Annotated in this window: 26 protein-coding genes; 5 read left to right on the forward strand and 21 right to left on the reverse strand. The window is 37.8% G+C overall.

Annotated elements, in window-relative coordinates; genetic code table 11:
- Positions 1 to 5: 5 nt before the first annotated feature.
- From pfkB to AC1D0Y_RS13120, 4 genes are all read right to left on the reverse strand, one after another.
- Positions 6 to 920, reverse strand: a complete 915-nt coding sequence (gene pfkB / locus AC1D0Y_RS13105) for a 1-phosphofructokinase (RefSeq protein WP_025752144.1) — start codon at positions 918 to 920, stop codon at positions 6 to 8.
- Entirely contained in the window at positions 917 to 1,669 is a 753-nt protein-coding gene (locus AC1D0Y_RS13110) for a DeoR/GlpR family DNA-binding transcription regulator (RefSeq protein WP_013056834.1), read from the reverse strand. Before AC1D0Y_RS13110 ends, pfkB begins: the two co-directional genes overlap by 4 nt.
- 381 nt (positions 1,670 to 2,050) lie before the next feature.
- Positions 2,051 to 2,191, reverse strand: coding sequence for a hypothetical protein (locus tag AC1D0Y_RS13115; RefSeq protein ID WP_013056833.1), 141 nt, complete (start codon positions 2,189 to 2,191; stop codon positions 2,051 to 2,053).
- 122 nt (positions 2,192 to 2,313) lie between these two features.
- A complete protein-coding gene (locus AC1D0Y_RS13120; RefSeq protein ID WP_028408701.1) occupies positions 2,314 to 2,667 on the reverse strand; it encodes a YolD-like family protein in 354 nt (117 codons plus the stop codon).
- A gap of 248 nt (positions 2,668 to 2,915) precedes the next feature.
- Between AC1D0Y_RS13120 and AC1D0Y_RS13125 the strand changes: the two genes are divergently transcribed.
- Positions 2,916 to 3,755 carry a YitT family protein gene (locus AC1D0Y_RS13125; RefSeq protein ID WP_028408702.1) on the forward strand — a complete coding sequence of 280 codons (840 nt, stop codon included), beginning with the start codon at positions 2,916 to 2,918 and terminating at the stop codon, positions 3,753 to 3,755.
- Positions 3,756 to 3,904: 149 nt separating this feature from the next.
- Here the strand turns inward: AC1D0Y_RS13125 and AC1D0Y_RS13130 are convergent, their stop codons facing one another.
- The 13 genes from AC1D0Y_RS13130 to AC1D0Y_RS13190 all read right to left on the reverse strand — a co-directional run bounded on the left by AC1D0Y_RS13130 (position 3,905) and on the right by AC1D0Y_RS13190 (position 16,965).
- Positions 3,905 to 4,900 carry a beta-ketoacyl-ACP synthase 3 gene (locus tag AC1D0Y_RS13130; protein ID WP_477707688.1) on the reverse strand — a complete coding sequence of 332 codons (996 nt, stop codon included), beginning with the start codon at positions 4,898 to 4,900 and terminating at the stop codon, positions 3,905 to 3,907.
- A 108-nt stretch (positions 4,901 to 5,008) separates the two neighbouring features.
- Positions 5,009 to 6,082 carry a sulfate/molybdate ABC transporter ATP-binding protein gene (locus tag AC1D0Y_RS13135; protein ID WP_028408704.1) on the reverse strand — a complete coding sequence of 358 codons (1,074 nt, stop codon included), beginning with the start codon at positions 6,080 to 6,082 and terminating at the stop codon, positions 5,009 to 5,011.
- A gap of 23 nt (positions 6,083 to 6,105) precedes the next feature.
- Positions 6,106 to 6,972: a sulfate ABC transporter permease subunit CysW gene (gene cysW, locus AC1D0Y_RS13140; RefSeq protein ID WP_028408705.1), complete on the reverse strand. Its 867-nt coding sequence runs from the start codon at positions 6,970 to 6,972 to the stop codon at positions 6,106 to 6,108.
- A 12-nt stretch (positions 6,973 to 6,984) separates the two neighbouring features.
- Positions 6,985 to 7,821 carry a sulfate ABC transporter permease subunit CysT gene (cysT, locus tag AC1D0Y_RS13145; protein ID WP_013082952.1) on the reverse strand — a complete coding sequence of 279 codons (837 nt, stop codon included), beginning with the start codon at positions 7,819 to 7,821 and terminating at the stop codon, positions 6,985 to 6,987.
- A gap of 93 nt (positions 7,822 to 7,914) precedes the next feature.
- Entirely contained in the window at positions 7,915 to 8,979 is a 1,065-nt protein-coding gene (locus AC1D0Y_RS13150; protein WP_025752130.1) for a sulfate ABC transporter substrate-binding protein, read from the reverse strand.
- Between the two features lie 251 nt (positions 8,980 to 9,230).
- Positions 9,231 to 9,383, reverse strand: coding sequence for a Fur-regulated basic protein FbpA (locus AC1D0Y_RS13155; RefSeq protein ID WP_034275894.1), 153 nt, complete (start codon positions 9,381 to 9,383; stop codon positions 9,231 to 9,233).
- 344 nt (positions 9,384 to 9,727) lie between these two features.
- Entirely contained in the window at positions 9,728 to 9,892 is a 165-nt protein-coding gene (locus AC1D0Y_RS13160; RefSeq protein WP_013056824.1) for a YezD family protein, read from the reverse strand.
- A gap of 372 nt (positions 9,893 to 10,264) precedes the next feature.
- Positions 10,265 to 11,644, reverse strand: coding sequence for a sensor histidine kinase (locus AC1D0Y_RS13165; protein ID WP_217598796.1), 1,380 nt, complete (start codon positions 11,642 to 11,644; stop codon positions 10,265 to 10,267).
- 1 nt (position 11,645) lies between these two features.
- Positions 11,646 to 12,320, reverse strand: coding sequence for a response regulator transcription factor (locus AC1D0Y_RS13170; protein WP_028408707.1), 675 nt, complete (start codon positions 12,318 to 12,320; stop codon positions 11,646 to 11,648).
- A 141-nt stretch (positions 12,321 to 12,461) separates the two neighbouring features.
- Positions 12,462 to 13,352 (reverse strand): UTP--glucose-1-phosphate uridylyltransferase GalU, encoded by an 891-nt coding sequence (gene galU, locus AC1D0Y_RS13175; protein ID WP_217598795.1) that lies wholly within the window; start codon positions 13,350 to 13,352, stop codon positions 12,462 to 12,464.
- Positions 13,349 to 13,753, reverse strand: a complete 405-nt coding sequence (locus AC1D0Y_RS13180) for a GtrA family protein (RefSeq protein WP_043982148.1) — start codon at positions 13,751 to 13,753, stop codon at positions 13,349 to 13,351. The genes galU and AC1D0Y_RS13180 overlap by 4 nt, the downstream gene beginning before the upstream one ends.
- On the reverse strand, positions 13,746 to 14,711 hold the full coding sequence (locus AC1D0Y_RS13185) for a glycosyltransferase family 2 protein (RefSeq protein ID WP_028408710.1): 966 nt from the start codon (positions 14,709 to 14,711) through the stop codon (positions 13,746 to 13,748). Before AC1D0Y_RS13185 ends, AC1D0Y_RS13180 begins: the two co-directional genes overlap by 8 nt.
- A gap of 13 nt (positions 14,712 to 14,724) precedes the next feature.
- Positions 14,725 to 16,965: a glycosyltransferase family 39 protein gene (locus tag AC1D0Y_RS13190; RefSeq protein WP_217598794.1), complete on the reverse strand. Its 2,241-nt coding sequence runs from the start codon at positions 16,963 to 16,965 to the stop codon at positions 14,725 to 14,727.
- 240 nt (positions 16,966 to 17,205) lie between these two features.
- On the opposite strand from AC1D0Y_RS13190, the gene AC1D0Y_RS13195 reads away from it, so the two are divergent.
- On the forward strand, positions 17,206 to 17,778 hold the full coding sequence (locus AC1D0Y_RS13195) for a GNAT family N-acetyltransferase (RefSeq protein ID WP_014460341.1): 573 nt from the start codon (positions 17,206 to 17,208) through the stop codon (positions 17,776 to 17,778).
- A 68-nt stretch (positions 17,779 to 17,846) separates the two neighbouring features.
- Complete coding sequence (locus AC1D0Y_RS13200; RefSeq protein WP_060746230.1) at positions 17,847 to 18,323, forward strand: hypothetical protein; 477 nt, start codon at positions 17,847 to 17,849, stop codon at positions 18,321 to 18,323.
- A gap of 135 nt (positions 18,324 to 18,458) precedes the next feature.
- Here AC1D0Y_RS13200 and AC1D0Y_RS13205 read toward each other — a convergent pair whose 3' ends face one another.
- From AC1D0Y_RS13205 to AC1D0Y_RS13215, 3 genes are all read right to left on the reverse strand, one after another.
- Positions 18,459 to 19,331, reverse strand: a complete 873-nt coding sequence (locus tag AC1D0Y_RS13205) for an STAS domain-containing protein (protein WP_028408714.1) — start codon at positions 19,329 to 19,331, stop codon at positions 18,459 to 18,461.
- Positions 19,332 to 19,594: 263 nt separating this feature from the next.
- Positions 19,595 to 20,287: an LrgB family protein gene (locus AC1D0Y_RS13210; protein WP_028408715.1), complete on the reverse strand. Its 693-nt coding sequence runs from the start codon at positions 20,285 to 20,287 to the stop codon at positions 19,595 to 19,597.
- On the reverse strand, positions 20,257 to 20,661 hold the full coding sequence (locus AC1D0Y_RS13215; protein WP_060747352.1) for a CidA/LrgA family protein: 405 nt from the start codon (positions 20,659 to 20,661) through the stop codon (positions 20,257 to 20,259). Before AC1D0Y_RS13215 ends, AC1D0Y_RS13210 begins: the two co-directional genes overlap by 31 nt.
- Before the next feature lie 193 nt (positions 20,662 to 20,854).
- Here AC1D0Y_RS13215 and AC1D0Y_RS13220 point away from each other — a divergent pair, with 193 nt between their 5' ends.
- Both AC1D0Y_RS13220 and AC1D0Y_RS13225 read left to right on the forward strand, forming a co-directional pair.
- Entirely contained in the window at positions 20,855 to 21,286 is a 432-nt protein-coding gene (locus tag AC1D0Y_RS13220; protein WP_477707689.1) for a MarR family winged helix-turn-helix transcriptional regulator, read from the forward strand.
- A 105-nt stretch (positions 21,287 to 21,391) separates the two neighbouring features.
- A complete protein-coding gene (locus tag AC1D0Y_RS13225; RefSeq protein WP_081085336.1) occupies positions 21,392 to 21,673 on the forward strand; it encodes a hypothetical protein in 282 nt (93 codons plus the stop codon).
- A 36-nt stretch (positions 21,674 to 21,709) separates the two neighbouring features.
- Here AC1D0Y_RS13225 and AC1D0Y_RS13230 read toward each other — a convergent pair whose 3' ends face one another.
- Positions 21,710 to 22,222, reverse strand: coding sequence for a GNAT family N-acetyltransferase (locus tag AC1D0Y_RS13230; protein ID WP_060747513.1), 513 nt, complete (start codon positions 22,220 to 22,222; stop codon positions 21,710 to 21,712).
- Positions 22,223 to 22,231 lie beyond the last annotated feature (9 nt).

Raw genomic sequence — 22,231 nt, forward strand, 5'->3', positions numbered from 1 at the left:
TCCCCCTACTCTACCTTTGTGATTGACACTTGTTCACGAAGCGTCTTTACATCTTCTGCTGTACATAATTCAAGTGAGAATGCTGTGGCACTTCCTGAAGCTACTCCTGTTTGAAAAGCTTCTAATAAATCCCCTTGTTTTACATAAGAAGCAATAAATCCAGCTACAAGTGAATCGCCAGCTCCAACAGAATTTTTTACCGTTCCTTTAGGGACTGTGGCACTGTAGACACCGCTTTCGTTAATAAGCAGTGCTCCATCACCTGCCATAGACACAACAACGTTTTGCGCTCCTTGTTCCACGAGCTTCTTACCGTATACTAGCGCATCTTCTGCACTGTTTACTTCTACATCAAACAATTCTGCAAGTTCATGATGGTTCGGTTTGATAAAAAACGGCTTGTGGGACACGACGTCTAGCAAAGTTTTTCCACTTGCATCTACTACAACTTTTACTCCGTTCGCTGCTGCTAGTTCAGTTAACGTTTCATACACAGAACTTGGAAGCGTTTTCGGTATACTCCCCGCTAATACGAAGATATCGCCTTCAGTCATTTGTTTTACTTGAGTCAATAAAGACTGAAGCGCTTCGTCTGTAATAGCAGGTCCTTGACCGTTAATTTCTGTTTCTTTTTCTGTTTTTAACTTTACGTTAATACGGGTATCTCCCTCAACTCTTGTAAAAGCTGTTTCAATATTCTCCGCTTTTAAGTAGTCTTCGATATAGGTTCCTGTAAAGCCGGCTACAAAACCGAGGGCTTTGTTATCAACACCTAATCGCTTTAAAACGCGAGAGACGTTAATGCCTTTTCCTCCTGGAAACTTGGCTTCATTCGTTGTACGGTTAAGCCCGCCTTCTTCGAATGCTGAAACATGTACTACGTAATCAACGGATGGGTTCAACGTACATGTATAAATCATGATTTCACAACCTTTATGTCTGTTTTGTTTGCATACTGTATAAGTACATCGCTAGGTACGTCATTTGTTATAATTTTTGCTTCATGTAAATCGGCTATTTTCGCAAAGCTTGTTTCAAAAAACTTAGTGGAATCTGATAAAATATACGATTCTCTAGACAGCTTCATTGCCGTTTGCTTGATCAATGCTTCTTCTGGGTCAGGAGTTGTATATCCATATTGATGATGAATCCCATTCGCTCCCATAAAGCACTTATCAAAACGATATTGCTCAAGACTTAAAAGAGCTCCATTGCCAATTAAAGCGCCCGTTTTATGTTTAACAGATCCCCCAATTAAATAGAGGGTGATACCTTGTTCTAGCATCGGATTTAAATGCATTAAACCATTTGTCACGACTACTACATCTTTTTGCTTTAAAAAAGGAATCATTTCATACGTTGTAGTTCCTGCATCTAAAAAAATACAGTCACCTTCATTTATAATGGAAGCCGCATACTCTGCAATGTTTCGTTTATCTTGAACATTTTTAGCAGATTTTTCGATAACGCTCAGTTCGATTCGTTTACTGCGAATAAGCGAAGCGCCACCGTGAACACGTTTGAGCATTTGCTCTTCTTCTAGTTGACTTAAGTCTCTTCTAATGGTGGATTCCGAAGCGCCTGTAACTTCGATAAACTCTTGTACTTTTACAAGTTCTTTCTCTTTTAAAAGTTTTAAGATTAGTTGATGTCTCTCCGGCGTTAACATGTTCTAGCTCCTTTTTCAAAAAAGCGTTTTCATTTATTTCATGTACTTACTTTATCACGGTTTACATTCAAAATCAATCATAAAAAATCAAAAACATTCATTTTTTTAATTACAAAATAAAGTTTTTTGAACGAATAGTTAAATTTGCATTTGGTTTAATAATAGTTAATACAAAAGGAAATATGCTGGTAATTCAAGAATTTGTCTACTTTTCTCATTATATGTAAAGGTTTTCTTCTACTCAATTAGCTATGACTGTTTTTGACTATTTCTTGACCGATTGAATTTTTCTGACTGAATCAGCCATAGCTTGTCCTGATTTCGTAAAAGCCTACACACCAAAAAAGTTGTCCACCTTTTTGGACAACTCAAAGTGACCCATCATTTAAATAAAAATAGAAGCATATATAATATGGAAGCAAGGGCAGAAGAAATAGCTAAACTTGAGATAAAACGCACGAGTCTTTTCTTAATGAACTGCGTTAATTCGATTTCTCTTACTTGAGTTTTTTCATTTTGCATACAATGATCCCTTCTTTAATTAAAATTTCCTAGTAGCTAGAAGTTACTACTCGCAGAATATGCTTTTATGTATTGTATGCATGCGTTAAAAAAAAGATACAAAACGAACAAAAAAGCTACTCTTAGCTAGAGTAGCTTTCATCTTTCCATACATCTGCTTCAATTACTGCATCCGCTCGAATCGAATATGTATAACAAGGGCCTGTAACCATCAGCATATTCGACTGCAGCGAGACTTTATCAATCGTCACTCGTTCATACCTTTGAATATGTCCTGCTTCATAGACGTGAAGCGTTACTGGATGATGCTCCGAGTAACTGTTCATAATGACATTTTCAATATGCTCAATCTTTTCTTTTTTCAACCCTAAGGACTGCTTATGCGCCTCGGGACTGTACATTTTCTTCATTTTCTCTAAATGCTCGGGCATTACTAACTTCGCATACTGTTTTAATTCATCTTGATACACGTTCATTCTCCCCCTTGACTCTTGCTTCTATTTTACCGAACGAACATTCTCATTGCAAAACTTTTTAATCAAAATAAAAGCAAACAATTCATTTTTTCATACTCCATAAAAACTGTCAAAAGATTTTATGTTAATAGCAGAAACTGATTTTAAAAAAAATAATAATATCCCATCTTTAATTCGGTCTCTAGAGTTGGTATAATACATTGTCATGACTGTGTTTTCGGAGTTTTTGATGATTGGAGGTAACGTTCATGATTAATAAAATAAAAGAAATTATCCTCATTATTCTAGGGAGCCTCATTTTTGCACTGGCCATTAATTACTTTGCTATTCCAAATGAATTAGCAGAAGGCGGCGTAACCGGTGTAACAATGATTACCTATTATGTATTAGGCTGGTCTCCGGGTATCACAAACTTTATATTAAACGGTTTGCTGGTACTAATCGGATACAAATTGCTTCATAAACGTGTGATTGTTTACACAATTATATGTATTATTTTCACGTCTCTATTCCTACATATAACTGAAGGACTGGGAAATCCTCTTGACGATACGCTACTGGGGGCTATTTTTGCTGGTATTTTAGCTGGGGTAGGACTCGGACTTGTGTTTAGAGGCGGCGGAACTTCCGGAGGCTCTGCAGTTATTGCCCGCTTAGCTAATCAATATCTAGACTGGAATATTAGCAAAACGATGCTGGCAATTGATTTATTAGTGGTAGCAAGCGCTTATTTTGTCATCGGTGGAGAAAAGACGATGTATACGATTATTTCTCTTTACATCGGAACGAAAGTGCTTGATTATATCATTGAAGGACTCAACCCTCGCAAAGCAATCACTATTATTTCACACCGTTCAGCTGAAGTAGCCGAACAAGTCAATAAAAAGATGCAGCGCGGCGTCACTGTCTTTTCCGCTCATGGAAGCTATACAAAAGAAGCAAAAGACGTATTGTACGTAGTTGTGAACAAACAAGAACTGCTAGAATTAAAGCGTATTATTCATAAAGTCGACGAACAAGCTTTTGTGGTCGTACACGATGTGCGCGACGTCTTTGGAGTAGGTTTTACTATTCCAAAAGCCGGCTGAAAACCCGCTGTAAAAAAGCGGTTTTTTTCTATTATATATGTTTGCGCTGAAAATACAGTAAACCTGCCGTTATAAAAAGAATAAACTCTCTTGGAACGACAATAAAAAGCTCTGTAGTGAAAATCTAAAAAGCTAAAAGGCGATGCCTTTTAGCTTTTTTCTTTACACGTCCATTTAATTAACAGACCGCAGTGCGTTAATCCTCCTCCAAACCCATAGAGAATAAGGAGGTCATTATCCTGTACTTTTCCTGTCATTATTCCTTCGTTTAAAGCAAGCGGAATAGAAGCTGAAGACGTATTTCCGCAGTATTGCACACTCGTTAACGTTTTATCCATTGAAACACCTGTTTTAGCACAAATTGCTTCAATCATTCGAAGGTTTGCACTGTGCGGAATAAACCAGTTTACATCAGAAAGAGAAATGGGAGTATTCTTTAATAATGCTTCTACTCCTTTTGGAATCGTTCGTACAGCAAAGCGGTATACTTCACGCCCGTTTTGAACTAAATTCCCGCTCGAGTTAATTTCTTTTCCTGAAAGAGTATTAGATAAGTTAGAACGATATAAATTTCCCCCTCCGCTTCCGTCCGTTCCGTAGTGACATCCTAAGAAACTTGGATTATGCTCATCGTACTCTACAAGCATAGCCCCCGCTCCGTCACCAAACAGCACGCATGTGGCCCGGTCCGTATAATCTGTAATTCTCGACATGACTTCAGCACCAATAACTAAAATCTTTTTATGCAATCCCGACGTCACTAAGCCGTTCGCCACATGAAGTCCATATGTAAAACCGGCGCATGCGGCACTTAGATCAAATGCAGCAGCTTGATCAATATGAAAGTAATCTTGAACCTGACATGCTACGCTAGGAAAAAAGTGATCCGGCGTTGTTGTCGAAACAATAATTGCATCTACATCTTCTATTTTTACATCATATCGGTTAAGCAAATTTTCAACGGCTTGAATGGCAAGCGTGGACGTGTATTCGCCTTCCCCTGCAATTCGTCGTTCTTTCATTCCCGTACGCTGTACAATCCATTCGTCACTTGTATCAACCATTTCTTTTAAATGGTCGTTCGTTAATTTTTGCTTTGGTGTATATATCCCCATTCCCGTAATTCTAGCTTTTGACTGTATCATTTCTCCACCTCAAATCAGTTGATACTTAATTATAACACCTACTTTTAATATCTGGTACTAATTTATTAGCAGATAAAAAGCGCAAAGGCATACCCTTTACGCTTTTTATTAAATAGAATAATCTTCTGGAATAAATACTTTTAGCTGCTTAGGCTTTACATACACCTGCTCTCCCACTTGAAGGCTGAGGACTTTATAGTGCTCTTTGCTTAATTCAGCTTCTAAAAATTCTTCTGCATCTTCTCTTTTTAATTCAATTTGCACGATAGGACCTATCACATGAATATGGCTAACGGTTGCAGAAACAGCATCTGCGCTTGTTTTTACCTTTTCAAGGTGAATATCATGAGGTCGTACATATCCAACAGCTGCTTCTTCATTTCTTCCGCGGAATTCTGGAACATCCATTTCAAAGCTTCCTTGTTTTAGTCTGCCTTTATGAATGCGGCCCTTGAATAAATTGACGTTCCCTAGAAAATCGTACACAAATGGACTGTTAGGATGATCATATACTTCCTCAGGACTTCCAATCTGCTCAATTTTTCCGTTGTTCATCACAACAATACGATCGGCCACATCTAAAGCTTCTTCTTGATCATGCGTAACGAAAATACTCGTAATATGAAAATCATTATGCAATTTACGCAGCCATCTGCGCAAATCCTTGCGAACTTTTGCATCCAAAGCGCCAAAAGGTTCATCTAATAGCAGTACTTTCGGTTCTACTGCTAACGCTCGAGCAAGCGCTACTCGCTGGCGCTGTCCGCCCGATAATTGAGAGGGATAGCGATTTGCAAGCGGCTCTAGTTTAACAAGCTGCAGCAGCTCGGTTACTTTCTTAGTAATGTCTGTTTTAGAAGGCCTTGTTTTTTTAGGTCGTACTTTTAAACCATACGCAATGTTATCAAACACAGTCATATGCCTGAACAAAGCATAGTGTTGAAAAACAAACCCTACATTCCGCTCTTTTGGATTTATGTGCGTAATTTCCTTTCCATCAAATAAAATAGCTCCTTGATCAAGATGTTCAAGACCGGCAATGATACGAAGCAAAGATGTTTTTCCAGAACCGGACGGACCGAGTAAAGCTACTAATTCACCCGTTTGAATATCAATGTTAATAGAATCCAGCGCTTTAAAATCACCAAAGTTCTTTGATACGTGCTTAATATGGATACTCATCTCATAAGCTCCTTCCTTTTTATTCAAATATGTTTGGCTTTCCACTCAATAATATTTTTTACAATTAATGTAAAAATAGCCAAAACTGACATTAAAGATGCTACCGCAAACGCTGCTGCAAATTGATATTCATTGTAGAGAATTTCAATATGAAGAGGCATCGTATTTGTCATTCCTCGAATGTGCCCAGACACAACGGATACAGCTCCAAACTCTCCAATTGCGCGCGCATTACATAAGATAATGCCATATAATAAGCCCCATTTAATATTAGGTAACGTCACTAGAAAAAAAGTTTTGAAACCGCTGGCTCCTAACGTTAACGACGCTTCTTCTTCGGCTGACCCTTGAGCTTGCATAAGAGGAATCAATTCTTTAGCAACAAACGGCAGCGTTACAAAAAGCGTAGCTAAAATAATACCGGGAATAGCAAATACAATTTTGATGTCGTGATTAAACAACCATTCTCCGAATAACCCTTGTGCACCAAATAATAAAATAAAAATCAATCCAGCAATAACAGGCGAAACAGCAAACGGCAAATCAATAAGCGTAATTAAAATATTCTTTCCTTTAAAATCAAACTTTGTAATTAACCATGCAGCTACCACGCCGAAAATGGCATTTAAAGGAACGGTAATAAGCACCACAATTAGCGTTAGTTTAATAGCAGCCAAAGCATCCGGATTCGTAATCGCAGCAAGATACGTTTCCCACCCTTTTTGAAAAGCTGTCATAAAAATGGTGATGAGCGGGAGCACTAAGAATAGAGCTAAAAAAGCCAGTGCAATAAATGTAAGCAGCCACTGGACGACTTTGGGCTCTTTTAAACTAGAATGATTAAGTTTAACAGTCGTTTTTGCATGCTGCATTGGAACATGTCCTGCCAATGTCATCCCTCCTTAACTATGTACAAATTTACGATTTGTCCACCATTGAATAATATTAATAAGTAATAACAGAAAAAATGATACAACGAGCATGACTGATGCAATAGCAGTAGCGCCCGCATAATCGTACTGCTCGAGTTTTGTCATAATAATAAGCGGCGTAATTTCAGTTTTCATCGGCATATTTCCAGCAATAAAAACAACTGACCCGTATTCTCCAAGCGCTCTTGCGAATGAAAGAGAAAAACCTGTTAAAATAGCAGGCACCAGCTCTGGAAAAATAACTTTTCTGAACGTTTGCATTCGGCTGGCTCCTAAACTAGCCGATGCTTCTTCGATCTCCGCATTAAAGTTTTGCAATACTGGCTGCACCATTCGGACAACAAACGGCAGACCAATAAACGTCAGAGCGATAATAATTCCGATAGGCGTAAATGCGATTTTAAACGTAAATAATTGACCAATCCATCCTTTCGGAACGTAAAGAGTGGTCAAGGCAATGCCGGCAACAGCCGTTGGTAAAGCAAACGGCAAATCTACAAGTCCATCAATAAACCTCTTTCCAGGAAAATGATATCTCACTAATACCCATGCAATAATAGTTCCAAAAATAACATTAATAATCCCTGCTGCAAATGCTGCTCCAAAACTTAATTTATATGATGCTACTACTCTAGAGTCTGTAACAGTTTTAATAAAGTCGCTCCATCCCATAGATGCCGTATTTAAAAAAATCATAGCTAACGGAAAAAGCACAAGGATACTTGCATAAAACATCGTAAAACCTAAAGAAAGCCCAAATCCAGGTAAGATGCTTTTCTTTTTCTTCTGTCGTTGTAACACGCTCACGTCTTACACCTCTCTCTGCTTTCAAGATACATATACACAGAAGATACGAATTACCATTCGTATCTTCCTCATTTACTTTTTTAATGCATCATATTACTTTGGCTGATAAATCTGATCGAATGTTCCTCCATCGTTAAAATGAGTTTCTTGAGCTTTTTTCCAGCCGCCAAAATCTTTAATGGTGACTAGGTTAAGAGAAGGAAATTGATCTTTGTGTTTCTCTAATATTTTTTCATTTCGAGGACGATAGTAGTTTTCCGCTGCGATTTCCTGACCTTTTTCTGTATATAGATATTTCAAGTATGCTTTTGCTACCTTTGTTGTGCCTTTCTTTTCAGCTACTTTATCTACTACAGCAACAGGCGGTTCTGCTAAAATACTCAATGACGGTGTTACAATTTCAAATTTATCTTTTCCTAGCTCATTTAACGATAAGTAAGCTTCATTTTCCCATGCAATTAACACGTCTCCAATGCCCCGTTCTACAAATGTAGTTGTCGCTCCGCGTGCGCCTGAGTCTAACACTTCGACATTTCCATAAAGTTTACTCATGAAGTCTTCAATCTTTTTGTTATCTCCGTTATATTTATTCTTCGCGTATGCCCAAGCCGCTAAATAATTCCAGCGTGCGCCTCCAGACGTTTTTGGATTTGGTGTAATAACGGATGTACCTTTTTTCGTTAAATCATCCCAATCTTTAATTCCCTTCGGATTTCCTTTACGAACTAAAAAAACAATTGTTGATGTGTATGGTGTAGAATTATGAGCCAATTCTTTTTCCCAGTCTTTGTTTAATAATTGGCGAGTTTGAGCGATTTCATCAATATCGTATGCAAGCGCCAGCGTTACGACATCCGCTTCTAAACCGTCAATTACTGCTCTACCTTGCTTACCAGAGCCACCGTGTGATTGCTTGATAGTAACGTCTTGCCCTGTTTTATCTTTCCAATAAGATGCAAAACTCTTATTGAACTCCTGATAAAGTTCACGTGTAGGATCATATGAAACGTTTAAAAGCTCTACTGGTTTTTTTGAATCGTTTTTACTCGCAGAACTATCTTTCCCTGCTGTTTCAGTAGATTTCCCATTGCCGCAACCTGCTAGTACGACGAGCAGTGCTGTTAGCACCATTAAAAACTGAACTGCTTTTTTCTTCATGTTTTACTCCCCTTTTTATAAAAAATACAAAAAGGCCGCTATCTCTTTGAAAAGAGAAGCAGCCTTCAGTTAGTCTGATCAGCGTATATGCTCTTAAATTATTCTTATTAAATTTATTCGTAAGAATAAAAAGAAGATACTTTCTGAAAAGACAATTTATTCTTGTTTTTATAATAAACACACTTTACCTATTAGTCAACTAGGTTTTTAATCTTTTTTACACTTATTTTAGTTCTTTTTACGTGTTTTCCTTACTTACTGCGTGTCTGATACTCTTTTTCTAAGTCAGAGAGCGTGAGTTCAAAAAGATGATGGTTTTCTTTTTTGTAAACCCCTTTTTTTAATAACTCTTCAATGAGGTATTGTTTTCTTTGCCGCACCGCTGCTCGTAATAAATTTTCCATCTTTATTCCTCCTATTCTATTCATCTAAAAATAAAAAAGGCTTCTAACATAGGTTAGAAGCCTTCGGTAACCCGATCAGCACAAGGATGAAACTGTCAGATCTTTATCATTTTAAAAAGTATAAAGCTGCTGCTTCAGCAGCTTTACACTTCCTATCGTTATACTTAGACAACCTATAACACAATTTTAATTCTAAAAATTCTAAATCTTACATCAATAAAAAGTCAATTATTCTTTGGATATGCATATTTTCTATACTTGATACAGTACTCCCACTTTGCTGCCAAAGACTTCAATAGCTAGGCCGTCTCTTCCATGTTTGTGGAGAAAGTATTTAACTAGACTTATTTGTGGCTTGCTACTTTGCTTTTAGCTAAAAAGCGGTTTTTTTCCGTACTGTCCACTTGAGTAATTTGTCCGTCGTGAAGAGTAATTAGTACAGATCCATAGTTGATTTCAGTTAGTAATTTAACAATATAATCTAATTTTTCTTGTGTAATTGAAGCCATTTTATCATTCTCCTATTCATAGATAAATTTATATTTTAGTTGCAGTTGAATAAACAAAGCGAACAACATCTATAAGTACTTGTATAATGTGCAGAAGATAAATACATGGTAATCCTCCCCATATGTTCAGTTGAAGATTGAGATTTTAATGACCACAACCAATGTACAGAAAAGGCCCACACTAGTAGCGAACAAGTATGAGCCTTCGGTTGACCGATCAGCTTCTTTAGCATCCCAATTTTTTCAAAAGATTTATACTATCTATATTATTTACACTTTACCTATATGTCAAGTAGGGATTAAAAAAATAAATAGATATTATTAAATTTTTTTATATCTTTGACCCAATAAAAAAGACTCATCTGCATGAACTTACACAGACGAGTCTTTTTTAGTCCTATTTTTTTGGATAGGCAGGGTTACCGTAAAGATGCTTCCTTGTTCTTTTTTGCTTTCAACACGTATTGCGCCCTCATGCAGCCGAACAATTTTTTTTGTAATGGCTAGACCGAGGCCGCTTCCTTTTAACGTTCTCGATTTATCTACTTTATAAAAGCTTTCAAAAATATATTTTTGATCTTCTTCGGCAATACCAATTCCATTATCCTTTATTTTCACGTCTATTTCTTCGTTTTTTAGAGAAATGGATATTTTCACAAATCCATGTTCAGGCGTATATTTAATAGCATTTGTTACTAAGTTTAGCCACGCTTGCTCTAACAAATCTTTGTCTGCTTCCATTTGAACATTGGATAAATCAAGATCAATTTCTATGTTCTTTTTTGTCCACTGAGGTTCTAAAGCCATGACCACATGCCTGATTTGTTCATCCAGGCGGTATGGCTGCAGCATTAGCGTTTGATGTTCAGAGTCTAGAGAAGCAAGCTTTAACAAATTGGAACTAAGCTGAGAAAGTCTTGTACTTTCTTTTTCAATAATCGTTAAATATTGTATCTTTTTATCTTCACTGACGATATCATCTTTAAGTGCCGCTGAAAAACCGCGAATAGAGGTCAGCGGTGATTGAATTTCATGCGAAACGCTAGCAATGAACTCTTGCCTCATCGTTTCTATTTTGTTTAATTCTTTAGTCATTTGATTGAAATTTTTAGTTAACAGACCGATTTCATCATTCGCTGCGTGCTCGACTTGCACATTGTATTCGCCTTGTCCGACCACTTTCATCGCTGTACTGAGACGCTTAATCGGTTTAATAATAATCATTGAAACATATGCAAATAATACAATACCCACTAATAAAATCGTAATAAGCTGGATATTTTGAACATCTTGAATAACTGAAAATTGCCGCTGTGGATGAGACTGAATAAATAGAGCATACGACCGTCCATTTTCTTTAAAAGGAAGACCCACTACGTTTGGCTGTGGACGATCATCTTTTTCCTCGTTTAAATTAGAATAACGCTTCCCGTCTAATACTTGATCTACTTCTTTCGGTGTAATTGGAATAGGCGGTCCTGGCTGTCCTAATACTTTTTCTTCATGCTGATCATCAATAATAATAAACGAAAAATGAATGAATGATGAATTAGATAAAAACCTTGCAGCTTTGTCGGAGTCTTCTGCTCCGTACAAATCAATAAAATCTTCTCCCATCTTCACCATATCCTGACCTAATCGCATTTCGAGCTTCTGCTTGCTAAGAAATGTCGTAACGACAACGGTAATCACAACGCTCAATAAAATTGTAATGATGAACGACAGAACCAGCTTTACATAAATTGATTTCACGTTAACACCCTTCTGCTCTATAACCTAATCCGCGAATTGTTTTGATTTCCATACCGACGTTTTTCATATGATTAAGCCTCTCTCGCAGACGTTTTATGTGAACGTCTACCGTGCGCTCATCGCCTTCATAATCATATCCCCAAATTAATTGAATAAGCTGATCACGAGTAAAAATCTTTCCTGGAGAACTAACGAGCGTGAACAGTAATTCAAACTCTTTTAACGGCAGCTGTTCGCTTGTTTCTCCTGCACTCATCTCTAATTTGGTACGGTCTAGTTTTATATTCCCCATATAGATTACATTGTTAGCTTCTACTCGGTACCTGCGTAAAAGAGCCTTTACACGAGCAACCATTTCCTGAGGATCAAAAGGCTTCACGACATAGTCGTCTGTTCCGATATCAAATCCTTTTAGCTTATCATGCGATTCGCCTCTAGCTGTTACCATTAAAACCGGTATATCAAAATACTCCTTAATTTCCTTTGTTAGTTCCCATCCGTCTTTAAATGGCATCATGATATCAACGACTGCTAGATCAATTCGAAACTCTTCCATTTTCGTCCATGCTTCTTCACCATCTGCTGCTTTTATAATTTTAAATCCTTGATTTTCTAAATATAATGATATCAGCTCTCGAATATGTTGATCATCATCTGCAACTAATATTTGAATCATACATGTCTCTCCCTATTCCTAAGTTTGTCCAGCTTTTACGCACAGTAAGCTCTCTGTTTATACCAAACAGAGAGCCGCATAAGATCATACAATGATTTTACACTTCAAATATGAACTGAATATGAACAAACTGATTAACACTTAGTAACTGAAGTTGTTTGCTCGTTCTTTTTCTACAATCCCCTCCAAATACGATAAAAACGTGTGACGTAAATCTCTGCGCTTTAACGCAACTTCTACCATCGCTTTCATATAGCCTGCCTTATCTCCAATATCAAAGCGCTGCCCTTCCAGTTCAAAAGCAAACAATCGCTCTTTTTCACATACCACACGCAGTGCATCTGTTAATTGTAATTCATTTCCTACCCCTCTTTCAATCGTTTTTAGATAAGAAAAAATAGAAGGATTTAAAATGTAGCGGCCCATAACGGCAATAGTTGACGGAGCTTGTTCTATCGATGGTTTTTCAATCAAGTCATTCACTTCATGAAGGCTGCCAGATTTATTTTTCGGCTGAATGATTCCGTATTTTGATACCTCTTCAACATCCACTTTTTGAACTCCGATAACTGATTGATTAGTCGTTTCATATGCTTGGATCATCTGTTTGAGCGCAGGTTCTTCAGAAGTCATAATATCGTCTCCAAGAAGAACAGCAAACGGCTCATCTCCAATAAACTGTTCGGCACAAAGAATAGCATGACCGAGTCCTAACGGCTCTTTTTGACGAATATAGTGAATGCTGGCCATTGATGAGATCGTTTGTACTTCTTTTAACATGTCAAACTTGTGTTTTTCTTCAAGCATTTGCTCTAACTCAATTGATTTATCAAAATGGTCTTCAATTGATTTTTTGTTTCGCCCTGTAATAAAAATAATACTTTCAATGCCTGATTTCACAGCTTCTTCTACAATATATTGTACAGCAGGCTTATCGACAATTGGCAGCATTTCTTTCGGCTGCGCTTTTGTCGCTGGCAAAAATCGAGTTCCTAAACCGCCTACTGGAATAACTGCTTTTTTTATCGTCATATATGAATCCCTCTTTCTTTTTTAGTAGTAAATACAAATAATTTAGTACCAATAAAGTTGATACCGACACTTGCGATTGTAATTAAAAGTTTACTGATTAGCAGCGATATACCCCATTTATTATATAGAACAGTCAACAGAAATGATGTTAGGGATAAAGTGATCAAATTTACGATCACGAATGAAATCACCTCACGCTTACTGCTTTTTTCTTTTCTCTCAAACGTCCATTTGCGATTCATGACATAACTGTTTAAGATGCCCGCACTGTATGAAATCCACTGTGCTAGTATGTAGTTAACACCGATTGTTGTTAAAAGTGCGTATACTACAAAATCAATCAGTGTATTTACAACTCCTACTAACGCAAATTTAATAAAAGATATCCATTTGTTAGTCACGAAGTGATACTTCCTTGCGTGTTTCAAGCTGATACTTTTCACGGACGATATAGAGTGGACGATTTTTTGTTTCATCGTAGATGCGGCCAATATATTCTCCAATCATACCAAGAATAATTAAAATGATGCCGCTAAAGAATAGCTGAATGACAATTAATGACGACCACCCGGTGATGGTGCTGTCTGTAAATAACTTCAAATACAGCACTACTAAAAGATAAATAAAGCCGATACCAGATAGAGTTACACCAGCATAGCTAGCTAGCTTTAATGGCTTATATGAAAAAGATGTAATACCATCCATTGAAAGCTTCAGCATCTTTTTCAAAGGGTATTTCGACTCCCCGGCCAAACGCTCGTCTCGCTCATATTCTACTGCTGTTTGCTTAAAGCCAACCCAGCTTACTAATCCGCGAACAAAGCGATTTTTTTCTTGAATGCTATTCATTTGATTGCACACTTTGCGATCTAGCAAACGGAAATCCCCTGTATCAAGTGGAATATCAATATCGGTCATCGCACGTAAGAAGCGATAAAACATAGCAGCCGTTTGTTTTTTAAAGTATGTTTCTCCTTTTCGCTTTGTACGCTTAGCGTATACAACGTCAAACCCTTGCTTCCATTTTTCAATCATCTCTAAAATCAATTCGGGCGGATCTTGCAAATCAGCATCAATCACAACGACCGCCTCTCCTCTTGCATAATCCATACCCGCTGTAATAGCAATTTGATGACCAAAGTTACGGGCAAAATCTAATAAAACAACCGCTGGGTCTTGCTCACTGTACTCTTTAATGATTTCTGCTGTTCGATCTCTACTGCCGTCGTTCACGAAAAGAAGCTCGTAAGCTTCTTTCGTTGAACGCATCACTTCTGTGAGACGGCGGTAGGTTTCATGAATCACTTCTTGTTCGTTGTAGACAGGAATAACAATAGAATATTTAACAATGGAACTCATGTTCATGCCCTCCTTATTTAAGCGTTATTTCGTATAGTGTTCCGTTTCCAGATGGCCCTTGCTGAGCACTTGATGACGTAGACTGCCATTTGGAAGAAGGAATCTCCTTACTATTGTCTTTAATCCAAGTGATAACGTCAGATTGACCTCCCTTGCCCATTCCAGACAAGTAGAAATATTTCACTTCACCTTTTTTAATCATGGCTTTTAATTTACTTACCGTTAAAATTGGATCTGAACCGCTAAATCCACCCATTGCCATTACTGGCTTGCCCGTTTTGATAATGTAAGGTGCAGCTGAAGTTGAGTCCGTTGTGGCAAATAAATATTTTTCGCCTGTATTATTTTTTGTTAAATAGTTTAGTAGCTTTTGATTTACTTCTGCGTTCATCCCTCCACTTTTTCGTTTTGAAGAGGATGATTTGCTTGAAAAGCTATTTGGCATTTGACTATTATTGGACGAACCGCCTGGCATTTGCATTTGACCACTGTTTGAAGAACCGCTTGGCGGCTGCATTTGACCATTATTGGACGAACCGCCCGGCATTTGACCGCCGTTCGATGATGAATTGCCGCTAGAGCTTCCTGGAGGCTGCATGCCGTTAAAACCAGATTGTTTGCTATTTGTAGCTGTGCTTGGAGGTCCTCCCATACCGCTTGAAGAATCAGGACCTGCTGATGGAAGCATGCTATTTCCACCATAAATAATTGGTGTCATCGCCCAGTACGCCGGCATCGCAAGTAAGACAACCATCGCTGCGGCTCCTAGGTAGTTCGTCAACGAATTTTTACGCTGTTTACGAACAGCTAAAACAAGAGCTAAAATGACGCCCAGTGCTCCTACACCTGCAATTGGCGCTACGCCGATTGAGCTGACATAAGGAGACATAATATATACTTGAAGTGCTGCTGTTGTTAAAATACCACCTGGCAGCAGCCATGATTTCCAGCCATTATGCTGTTTGTACATGCTCCATAAAGCTACTGCTCCCGCTCCGGCAAATGCAGCGATTGGAGGTGCCAGCATAATTAAATAATACTGATGGAAAAATCCTGCGATACTAAAGAAAACAGCTACTGGTAGCAGCCACGCTAACCAAAATAAACTTTCTTTTTGTTTTGTCGTGTAAGGGCCTTTAAATTTTACTCCGGCAAATAGACCCACGATTGAAAAGATTACAAATGGTAATAACCAGCTGATTTGATCTGATAACCCTTTTTGAAATAGTCGGAATGGACCAGGATTCCCCGTGTTGAACATTCCGTTTTGATTCCCTCCACCTGGAGCCTGCATTTTTTGAGAAGAGCTGCTCTTTCTTTGATTTGAGCTTTGTGAAGAATCAGCACTTGAATTACTAGTTTGTTTTGTTTCACTGCTTGCTGTTTGCTGCTCAGTTTGAGCAGGCTGTTTATGACCGCTTCCCGTCACGCTTGTATTTCCAGTTAAACGATTAATACCGTTATATCCGAAAGCAAGCTCTAGAACTGAATTTGTTTGACTGCTTCCCATATAAGGGCGCTTATCAGCAGAAGTAGAATCTACCACAACTGCCCATGAGACAGAAACCGCGAGCATTAGTGCAGTCGCTGTTGTCAAAAAAGCAATTTTCTTTTTCCAAGTGATTTTGGTTGCCACTACATAGAAAACATAAAATGCTGGTAAAACCATGTATGCTTGAAGCATTTTCATATTAAATGCAACACCAATCATCGCAAAAGCTGCTAACACCCAGCCAAATTTAGCCGTACGCACAGCACGAAATAACATCCACGTTGCTACTAGTAATGTAAATACAAGCATACTATCGATATTATTTGTTCGGCTTACCGCAGGCACAATTGGCGTCAGAGCCATGGCAAGAGCAGCAAATCTCCCAGCCCATACGCCAAACGTACGTTTTACGAGCACGTATAGTAAAAGGACTGAACCGATGCCTGCCAATGCTTGCGGTAGAATGACGCTCCATCCGTGAAATCCAAATATTTTAGCGCTAATTGTCTGAATCCAAAATACAACCGGCGGCTTATCAATCGTTACATAGCCTCCTGGATCAAAAGATGCATAAAAGAAATTATGAAAACTTTGAAGCATACTTTTGACAGCTGCCGTGTAATAAGCATTGGCGTATTCATCTGTCCAAATTTTAAATAAGTTCAAAAACGCTGCAATTAAAACAATGGGAACTAAAAATAAGTCTATTCTGTTTTTATTTGAAGTTCGTTCTTCTTTCACTTCACTGTTCATGTGTTTCATTTCACTCCTTCGTAATTTCTGACTTTAGTCTAACAAGCATATGTGAACTGATTATGAACAGGAAAAATAATTTTTTATTTTTTTAAAACCCATTTGACCTCTTACACTCACCAATGAAATATTTTACAATTAAAGAATCAAGCAAATGAAATAGAAAGCGTATTCTTGGAATGCTGCAGCTTCTATGAAACATTATTATCAACACTTCATCCACTTCTTGCTGGGAAAGGAGACAACTTTATGATTCAAGTAAAAGATATATATGGAAATTTACCCACACTAGAAACCGAAAGACTCCGCTTGAGGAAAGTTACAAAAAAAGATGTGCGTGACATGTTTGAATATGCCTCAAATGAAAAGGTAAGCAGATATGTAAATTGGGAAAAGCACCGAAAGCTTCAAGATACAAAAGAGTTTGTTTCCTTCGTTCTAAAGCAGTACAGCAACCAATCCATTTCTCCTTGGGCTATGGAAATCAAAGCCTTAAAAAAATGTATTGGCACCATTGACTTTGTCACTTGGAACCCTACTCATCGCATTGCGGAAATTGGCTATGCGATTTCTGAAGCATATTGGAATAAGGGATTTGTTACGGAAGCAGCTGAAAAAGTAATTGCGTTTGGATTTGAAGAAATGGATTTAGTGCGCATTCAGGCGAGGTGCTTTGTTGAAAATGCCGCTTCTGAGAAAGTGATGAAAAAGATCGGCATGTCTTATGAAGGAACGATTCGAAAAGCCATGTTTATTAAGGGAGCTCACCAAGACTTAAAGTTATATTCAATCTTGCGAGAAGAATATACACGCAACGCGTAGAAAATGTATAAAATACTTTCCATAACATAGGCTAACTTCAACACTAACTCTTCCTTTTGAGGTGAACAATGTTGGAGCAAGCAATTCAGCATTTAGACTTATCTGCACATGGTTTGTGGTTTCCGATTACCGTTAGTTTATGTTTATTTATTCTTGCCCTTGTTTTATTTAAACGACAGCTAACTTGGCGAGATTTTTATATCACGTTTAGCGTAGTTGGATTTGTCGGATGGCTTTGTGATGTTATCATTACGCGTGTTTTTAACATGATTGATTTGGGAGATCCAAAAGTTACAGGACTTGGAGATATTCTAAGCTATACATTTATTCCACCTTCCCTTTCCATTTTATTTTTGACTTACTTAACAGCTAAAAATAAATGGGTTTTATCATTTCTCTTTTGCGCTGGTTCACTACTCATAGAATACGGAATGATTAAAAGTGGCTATATGCATTTAAACGGCTGGTTTTTTATCTATTCAATAGTGGTATACTTCCTCGTTTATGCTTTCGTGCTACCATGGCATATGGCATTTATTAAGTAAAAAAGCGGATGTTAATTAACATCCGCTTTTTTACTATGCGCTTACTTTCTATCTGCTGAAATCCATATTTCCTACCGACGTTTAGAAGAATGAATCTCTACATATGTACCACAGGTGCCGCGTGTTCATCTCCGGTCATTTTATTCGCCGTGATGACACATGCGCGCGGCTATGTTCTTCAGGACGTCTAAAACCAATTTTTAAAAGCGCTGCTTCTAAATTTGCTTCTGTTTTAATTTGATTAAAATCAATTCCTAGTTTCACTACCGTTTGGGCAATTTCCGGTCGTATCCCTGTTATAATAGCTTCCACTCCTACTAATTTGAGAGATCGATGAATTTTGAACAGATTATCTGCTACCATTGTATCAATAATCACGACACCTGAAATATCCAAAATAAGATAGGATAATTGAAGGCTTGTCCCTTTTTTCAAGCAGGTTTCCATCATAACTTGCGAGCGGTGGGTATCAATTTCTCCAATAATCGGCATAATAGCAATCCCTTTTGTGACAGGTACAAGCGGAACTGACAGTTCTTCTAGTGACGTATAAGCTAAATTCATCATGTATCGATTATGCTCGTCATAAATTTGACCAAAAACACATGTTACCGTATCTAAAAGCGGATCAATCCGTTCACTGACATGCAGCATAGTAATTGCAGCAAACTGATGCTCCTCTAGTTCTCTTGTAAATACATCCCAAATAACGCTGCGATAGATTGGTAAGGTACCCAGTGCTTTTTCTAACGGAATATTTTTTTCCACCGCATATTTTCCCGTTTCTAGTGCCCATTCTTTAACAAGTTTAAGTACATCCTCTTGTTCTTCAAATAGGGATCTTCCAAAGTATTCCATGATTAACACTCGCCACTTCAAAATTTTCTTTTCCTTCAATTCCTCTAGACTTAGCGTATGCGTAGAATCTAATCGTTCGGCTAATTTTTCTGACAAGCTATATTTATGTTCAATAATCTTTTTTCCTATATACACGAGTTCCTCTTTCATAAAATACGCTCAGCTCCTCTTTTCTGCTATTTTTACTGCGTATATAACCTTGACTAAGCCTACTTACCCAACCGACAATTGACTAGCCTTCCTAAAAATAACAAAAAAGCGGTTATTTTATGAATTTTCTTTCTTTTTATTATAGTACCAGAGCAAGAGCCGCACAACTGAAAGTTTGCTGCGAATAAAATTCGTAATTTGACAGAGAAAACAATCCTGTTTGAACTCAAACAGGATTGTTTTCTGTATTTACTTATCTCACTTTACACTTGGAATAGCCAGACAACAATCGGCCCAAAAACCGACCCCAGTACAGCACTTAACGTCATTGATACCGAGCTCATCGATACCGTTAGTTCACCGTATTCAAATGCTTTAGAAGTTCCTAGCGCATGAGAAGCGCTGCCTAGGGCAATTCCTTTTCCTAAAGAACTTTTAATACGAATCCACTTTAAAAGTAAAGGTCCAAGAATTACTCCCGAAAAGCCTGCAATCATAACAAATACCACAGTCATGGATGGAACCCCTCCTAGTCCCGTGGCAATTTGAATTGCAACGGGAGTGGTAATAGACTTAGGAACAATGGATAAAATCAGGCTTCGGTCAATGCCGAATACTTCAGCGAACACGAGTCCGCTAATCATGCCTGCAAATAATCCTACAAACACTCCTCCAATAATAGGAATGCTGTATTTTACTAGCATCTCACGCTGTTTATACAGTGGATACGCTAATGCAACAACTGCTGGCCCCAGAAGTGAATTAATCCATTTGCCTCCAATCATATACTCGTCATAGGAAATATGAAAGGCAAGCAAAAGAAGAATAACGAATACGGTTGTAGTTAAAACTGGAATAAGGATTGGGTAAGAGAACCGTACGTATATTTTTGCCATGACTAGATACAGAGCAACTGTAGCTATGATTATAAAGAGCGCGATAAAGAATTCTTGCACTGTTGTTTCTCCTTTCGTTTGTTCGCTTTCTTTTCTAAAAGTTGACTAGCAGCCCCCGCGGCAGCCATCGTAATGATTGTACTAAGCACAATAATTAAAAATAAAATCGCTCCGCTGCTTGAAAGAAGCGAAGGATAATTCATCACTCCTGCCATAGCTGGTATGAATAATAAAGGTAAAAAAGATAACAAGAAGCTTGCTCCGTCTTCAATCACTTTGATGGGAACAACTTTGCACGTTAAGCAAATGAGCATTAAAATTAAGCCTATAATACTGCCTGGAATAGGCAGGTGAAGCATGTGGTGAAAAGCTTCGCCAATCATAGAAAAAGCATAAAGAATCGCGATTTGTAAAATGATTCGTATCACTTTCATTATAGGTCGCTGTCCTATAGATAAAGAACAGCTGTCCTCCTCTCTTTATTTTGTCATGTTGTCTAACATTTAACTATATAAACATCCTTTACTTTACCTGCTTTTACTTGTACTATACAACTATATATATACATTTGTATTATACAAGTATATATTTCTTTGTCAATGAATGATTTTGTAAGGAGAGATTATAATGCAAGAAAAAAATTCAATTGAATTGATTGAATATGAGCTTACTACCTTTATTAGACGAGCCGTCTATCTTGATAATTCTGAAAATAAAATAGGAAATCTAGAAAGATCAGCTTATTTATTATTGCGGCAATTAGATGAATTTGGACCAGCTCGTGTAAAAGAGCTGGCAGAAGCATTTAAACTCGACATTTCAACTCTGTCTAGACAAGCATGTGCTTTAGAAAATAAAAAGTTTATTTCCCGTTCCTCTGATCCTTCGGATGGACGCGTCAGCCTATTTGACATCACACCACGTGGAAAAAAAATGCTGCAAACTGATAAGCAAATGCGCCTTGAACGCTATCATAGTATGTTAAAGGAATGGTCAAATGAAGAAAAGGAGCTGTTTGGCAAACTATTAATGCGGATGAATGACGCATTTATCGATTAAATAGAAATTCATGAAAATTAGGCTGCTGCTGCAAGGTGTTTGTCCCTGTCTCTTTTCTCTTTTTTGCATTTAATGTAAAGAGACTATTGAAAAGGATGTATGATTATGTCTGTTCCGAACAAACGGAAAGCCGCACCCTGCCTCTTCCCCGGCTATAAATGGTGTGGTCCCGGATGCAGTGGTCCCGGATGTCCGGTAAACGATGTAGACTGCTGCTGCAAATACCATGATTTATGCTATGAAGATTACGGATCATGCCGCTCATGTGATGAGCAATTTCTTGACTGTCTTTGCTCCAAAGCAAATCCGTACAGTTTAAAAGGAAGACAGGCATACGCCATGTATACCTATATGCGACTGAAGTTAGCTTTAAAACAATATGACTAAGCATAAAAGAGGAGAATTGAAAAATTCACCTCTTTCTTATGCCATTTTATCCGTATGAATCCAAAAACGTTGAACAACAGTTCCGTCCTCTTCTATATAATCCTCGTCTTGTATACCACCGTTTGCCAGAATAGTTCGACGAGAAGCCGTGTTCCAATCATCACACACAACTAATGCCCGTTGAACTCCCAGCTTTTTAATCTCTTGAAGAGATAACTTCAGTAGCAGCTTCGCATATCCTTTTTGTCTTTCGCTCGGCCGAATACCATAACCTATATGTCCTCCGCTGTTTCGCAGTATTTCACTTAGCTCATGGCGGATATTAACTACGCCTATTACTTTTTCGTGATGCATTAGCCAGTAGGTGGAATCGGGTACATATCCTTTTTTTAACCCGATCCCTTTTTCTGCATCTAACAACTCTTGAACCATTTTTTCAAAGTAAGCAGGTTCTTTAGCAATTACCCACGGAATCATTTTTTCTCCGCTTGCTTTCCATTCATGATAAAAGTTCATATAAGCCTTTTTATAAGCTGCATCTGGTTTCATTAAAACGGG

The sequence above is a fragment of the Priestia sp. P1_B12_1 genome, assembly GCF_056406695.1.

Bases quoted from the DNA above. Each gene is read 5' to 3' on its own strand.
- AC1D0Y_RS13190 (WP_217598794.1), bottom strand. From the start codon at position 16,965: ATGAAACACATGAACAGTGAAGTGAAAGAAGAACGAACTTCAAATAAA.
- AC1D0Y_RS13110 (WP_013056834.1), bottom strand. From the start codon at position 1,669: ATGTTAACGCCGGAGAGACATCAACTAATCTTAAAACTTTTAAAAGAG.
- AC1D0Y_RS13150 (WP_025752130.1), bottom strand. From the start codon at position 8,979: ATGAAGAAAAAAGCAGTTCAGTTTTTAATGGTGCTAACAGCACTGCTC.
- AC1D0Y_RS13230 (WP_060747513.1), bottom strand. From the start codon at position 22,222: ATGAAACCAGATGCAGCTTATAAAAAGGCTTATATGAACTTTTATCAT.
- pfkB (WP_025752144.1), bottom strand. From the start codon at position 920: ATGATTTATACATGTACGTTGAACCCATCCGTTGATTACGTAGTACAT.
- AC1D0Y_RS13220 (WP_477707689.1), top strand. From the start codon at position 20,855: ATGCAAGAAAAAAATTCAATTGAATTGATTGAATATGAGCTTACTACC.
- galU (WP_217598795.1), bottom strand. From the start codon at position 13,352: ATGACGATAAAAAAAGCAGTTATTCCAGTAGGCGGTTTAGGAACTCGA.
- AC1D0Y_RS13195 (WP_014460341.1), top strand. From the start codon at position 17,206: ATGATTCAAGTAAAAGATATATATGGAAATTTACCCACACTAGAAACC.
- AC1D0Y_RS13200 (WP_060746230.1), top strand. From the start codon at position 17,847: ATGTTGGAGCAAGCAATTCAGCATTTAGACTTATCTGCACATGGTTTG.
- AC1D0Y_RS13160 (WP_013056824.1), bottom strand. From the start codon at position 9,892: ATGGCTTCAATTACACAAGAAAAATTAGATTATATTGTTAAATTACTA.
- AC1D0Y_RS13205 (WP_028408714.1), bottom strand. From the start codon at position 19,331: ATGAAAGAGGAACTCGTGTATATAGGAAAAAAGATTATTGAACATAAA.
- AC1D0Y_RS13125 (WP_028408702.1), top strand. From the start codon at position 2,916: ATGATTAATAAAATAAAAGAAATTATCCTCATTATTCTAGGGAGCCTC.
- AC1D0Y_RS13135 (WP_028408704.1), bottom strand. From the start codon at position 6,082: ATGAGTATCCATATTAAGCACGTATCAAAGAACTTTGGTGATTTTAAA.
- AC1D0Y_RS13185 (WP_028408710.1), bottom strand. From the start codon at position 14,711: ATGAGTTCCATTGTTAAATATTCTATTGTTATTCCTGTCTACAACGAA.
- AC1D0Y_RS13115 (WP_013056833.1), bottom strand. From the start codon at position 2,191: ATGCAAAATGAAAAAACTCAAGTAAGAGAAATCGAATTAACGCAGTTC.
- AC1D0Y_RS13170 (WP_028408707.1), bottom strand. From the start codon at position 12,320: ATGATTCAAATATTAGTTGCAGATGATGATCAACATATTCGAGAGCTG.
- AC1D0Y_RS13225 (WP_081085336.1), top strand. From the start codon at position 21,392: ATGTCTGTTCCGAACAAACGGAAAGCCGCACCCTGCCTCTTCCCCGGC.
- AC1D0Y_RS13215 (WP_060747352.1), bottom strand. From the start codon at position 20,661: ATGAAAGTGATACGAATCATTTTACAAATCGCGATTCTTTATGCTTTT.
- AC1D0Y_RS13130 (WP_477707688.1), bottom strand. From the start codon at position 4,900: ATGATACAGTCAAAAGCTAGAATTACGGGAATGGGGATATATACACCA.
- AC1D0Y_RS13155 (WP_034275894.1), bottom strand. From the start codon at position 9,383: ATGGAAAATTTATTACGAGCAGCGGTGCGGCAAAGAAAACAATACCTC.
- AC1D0Y_RS13120 (WP_028408701.1), bottom strand. From the start codon at position 2,667: ATGAACGTGTATCAAGATGAATTAAAACAGTATGCGAAGTTAGTAATG.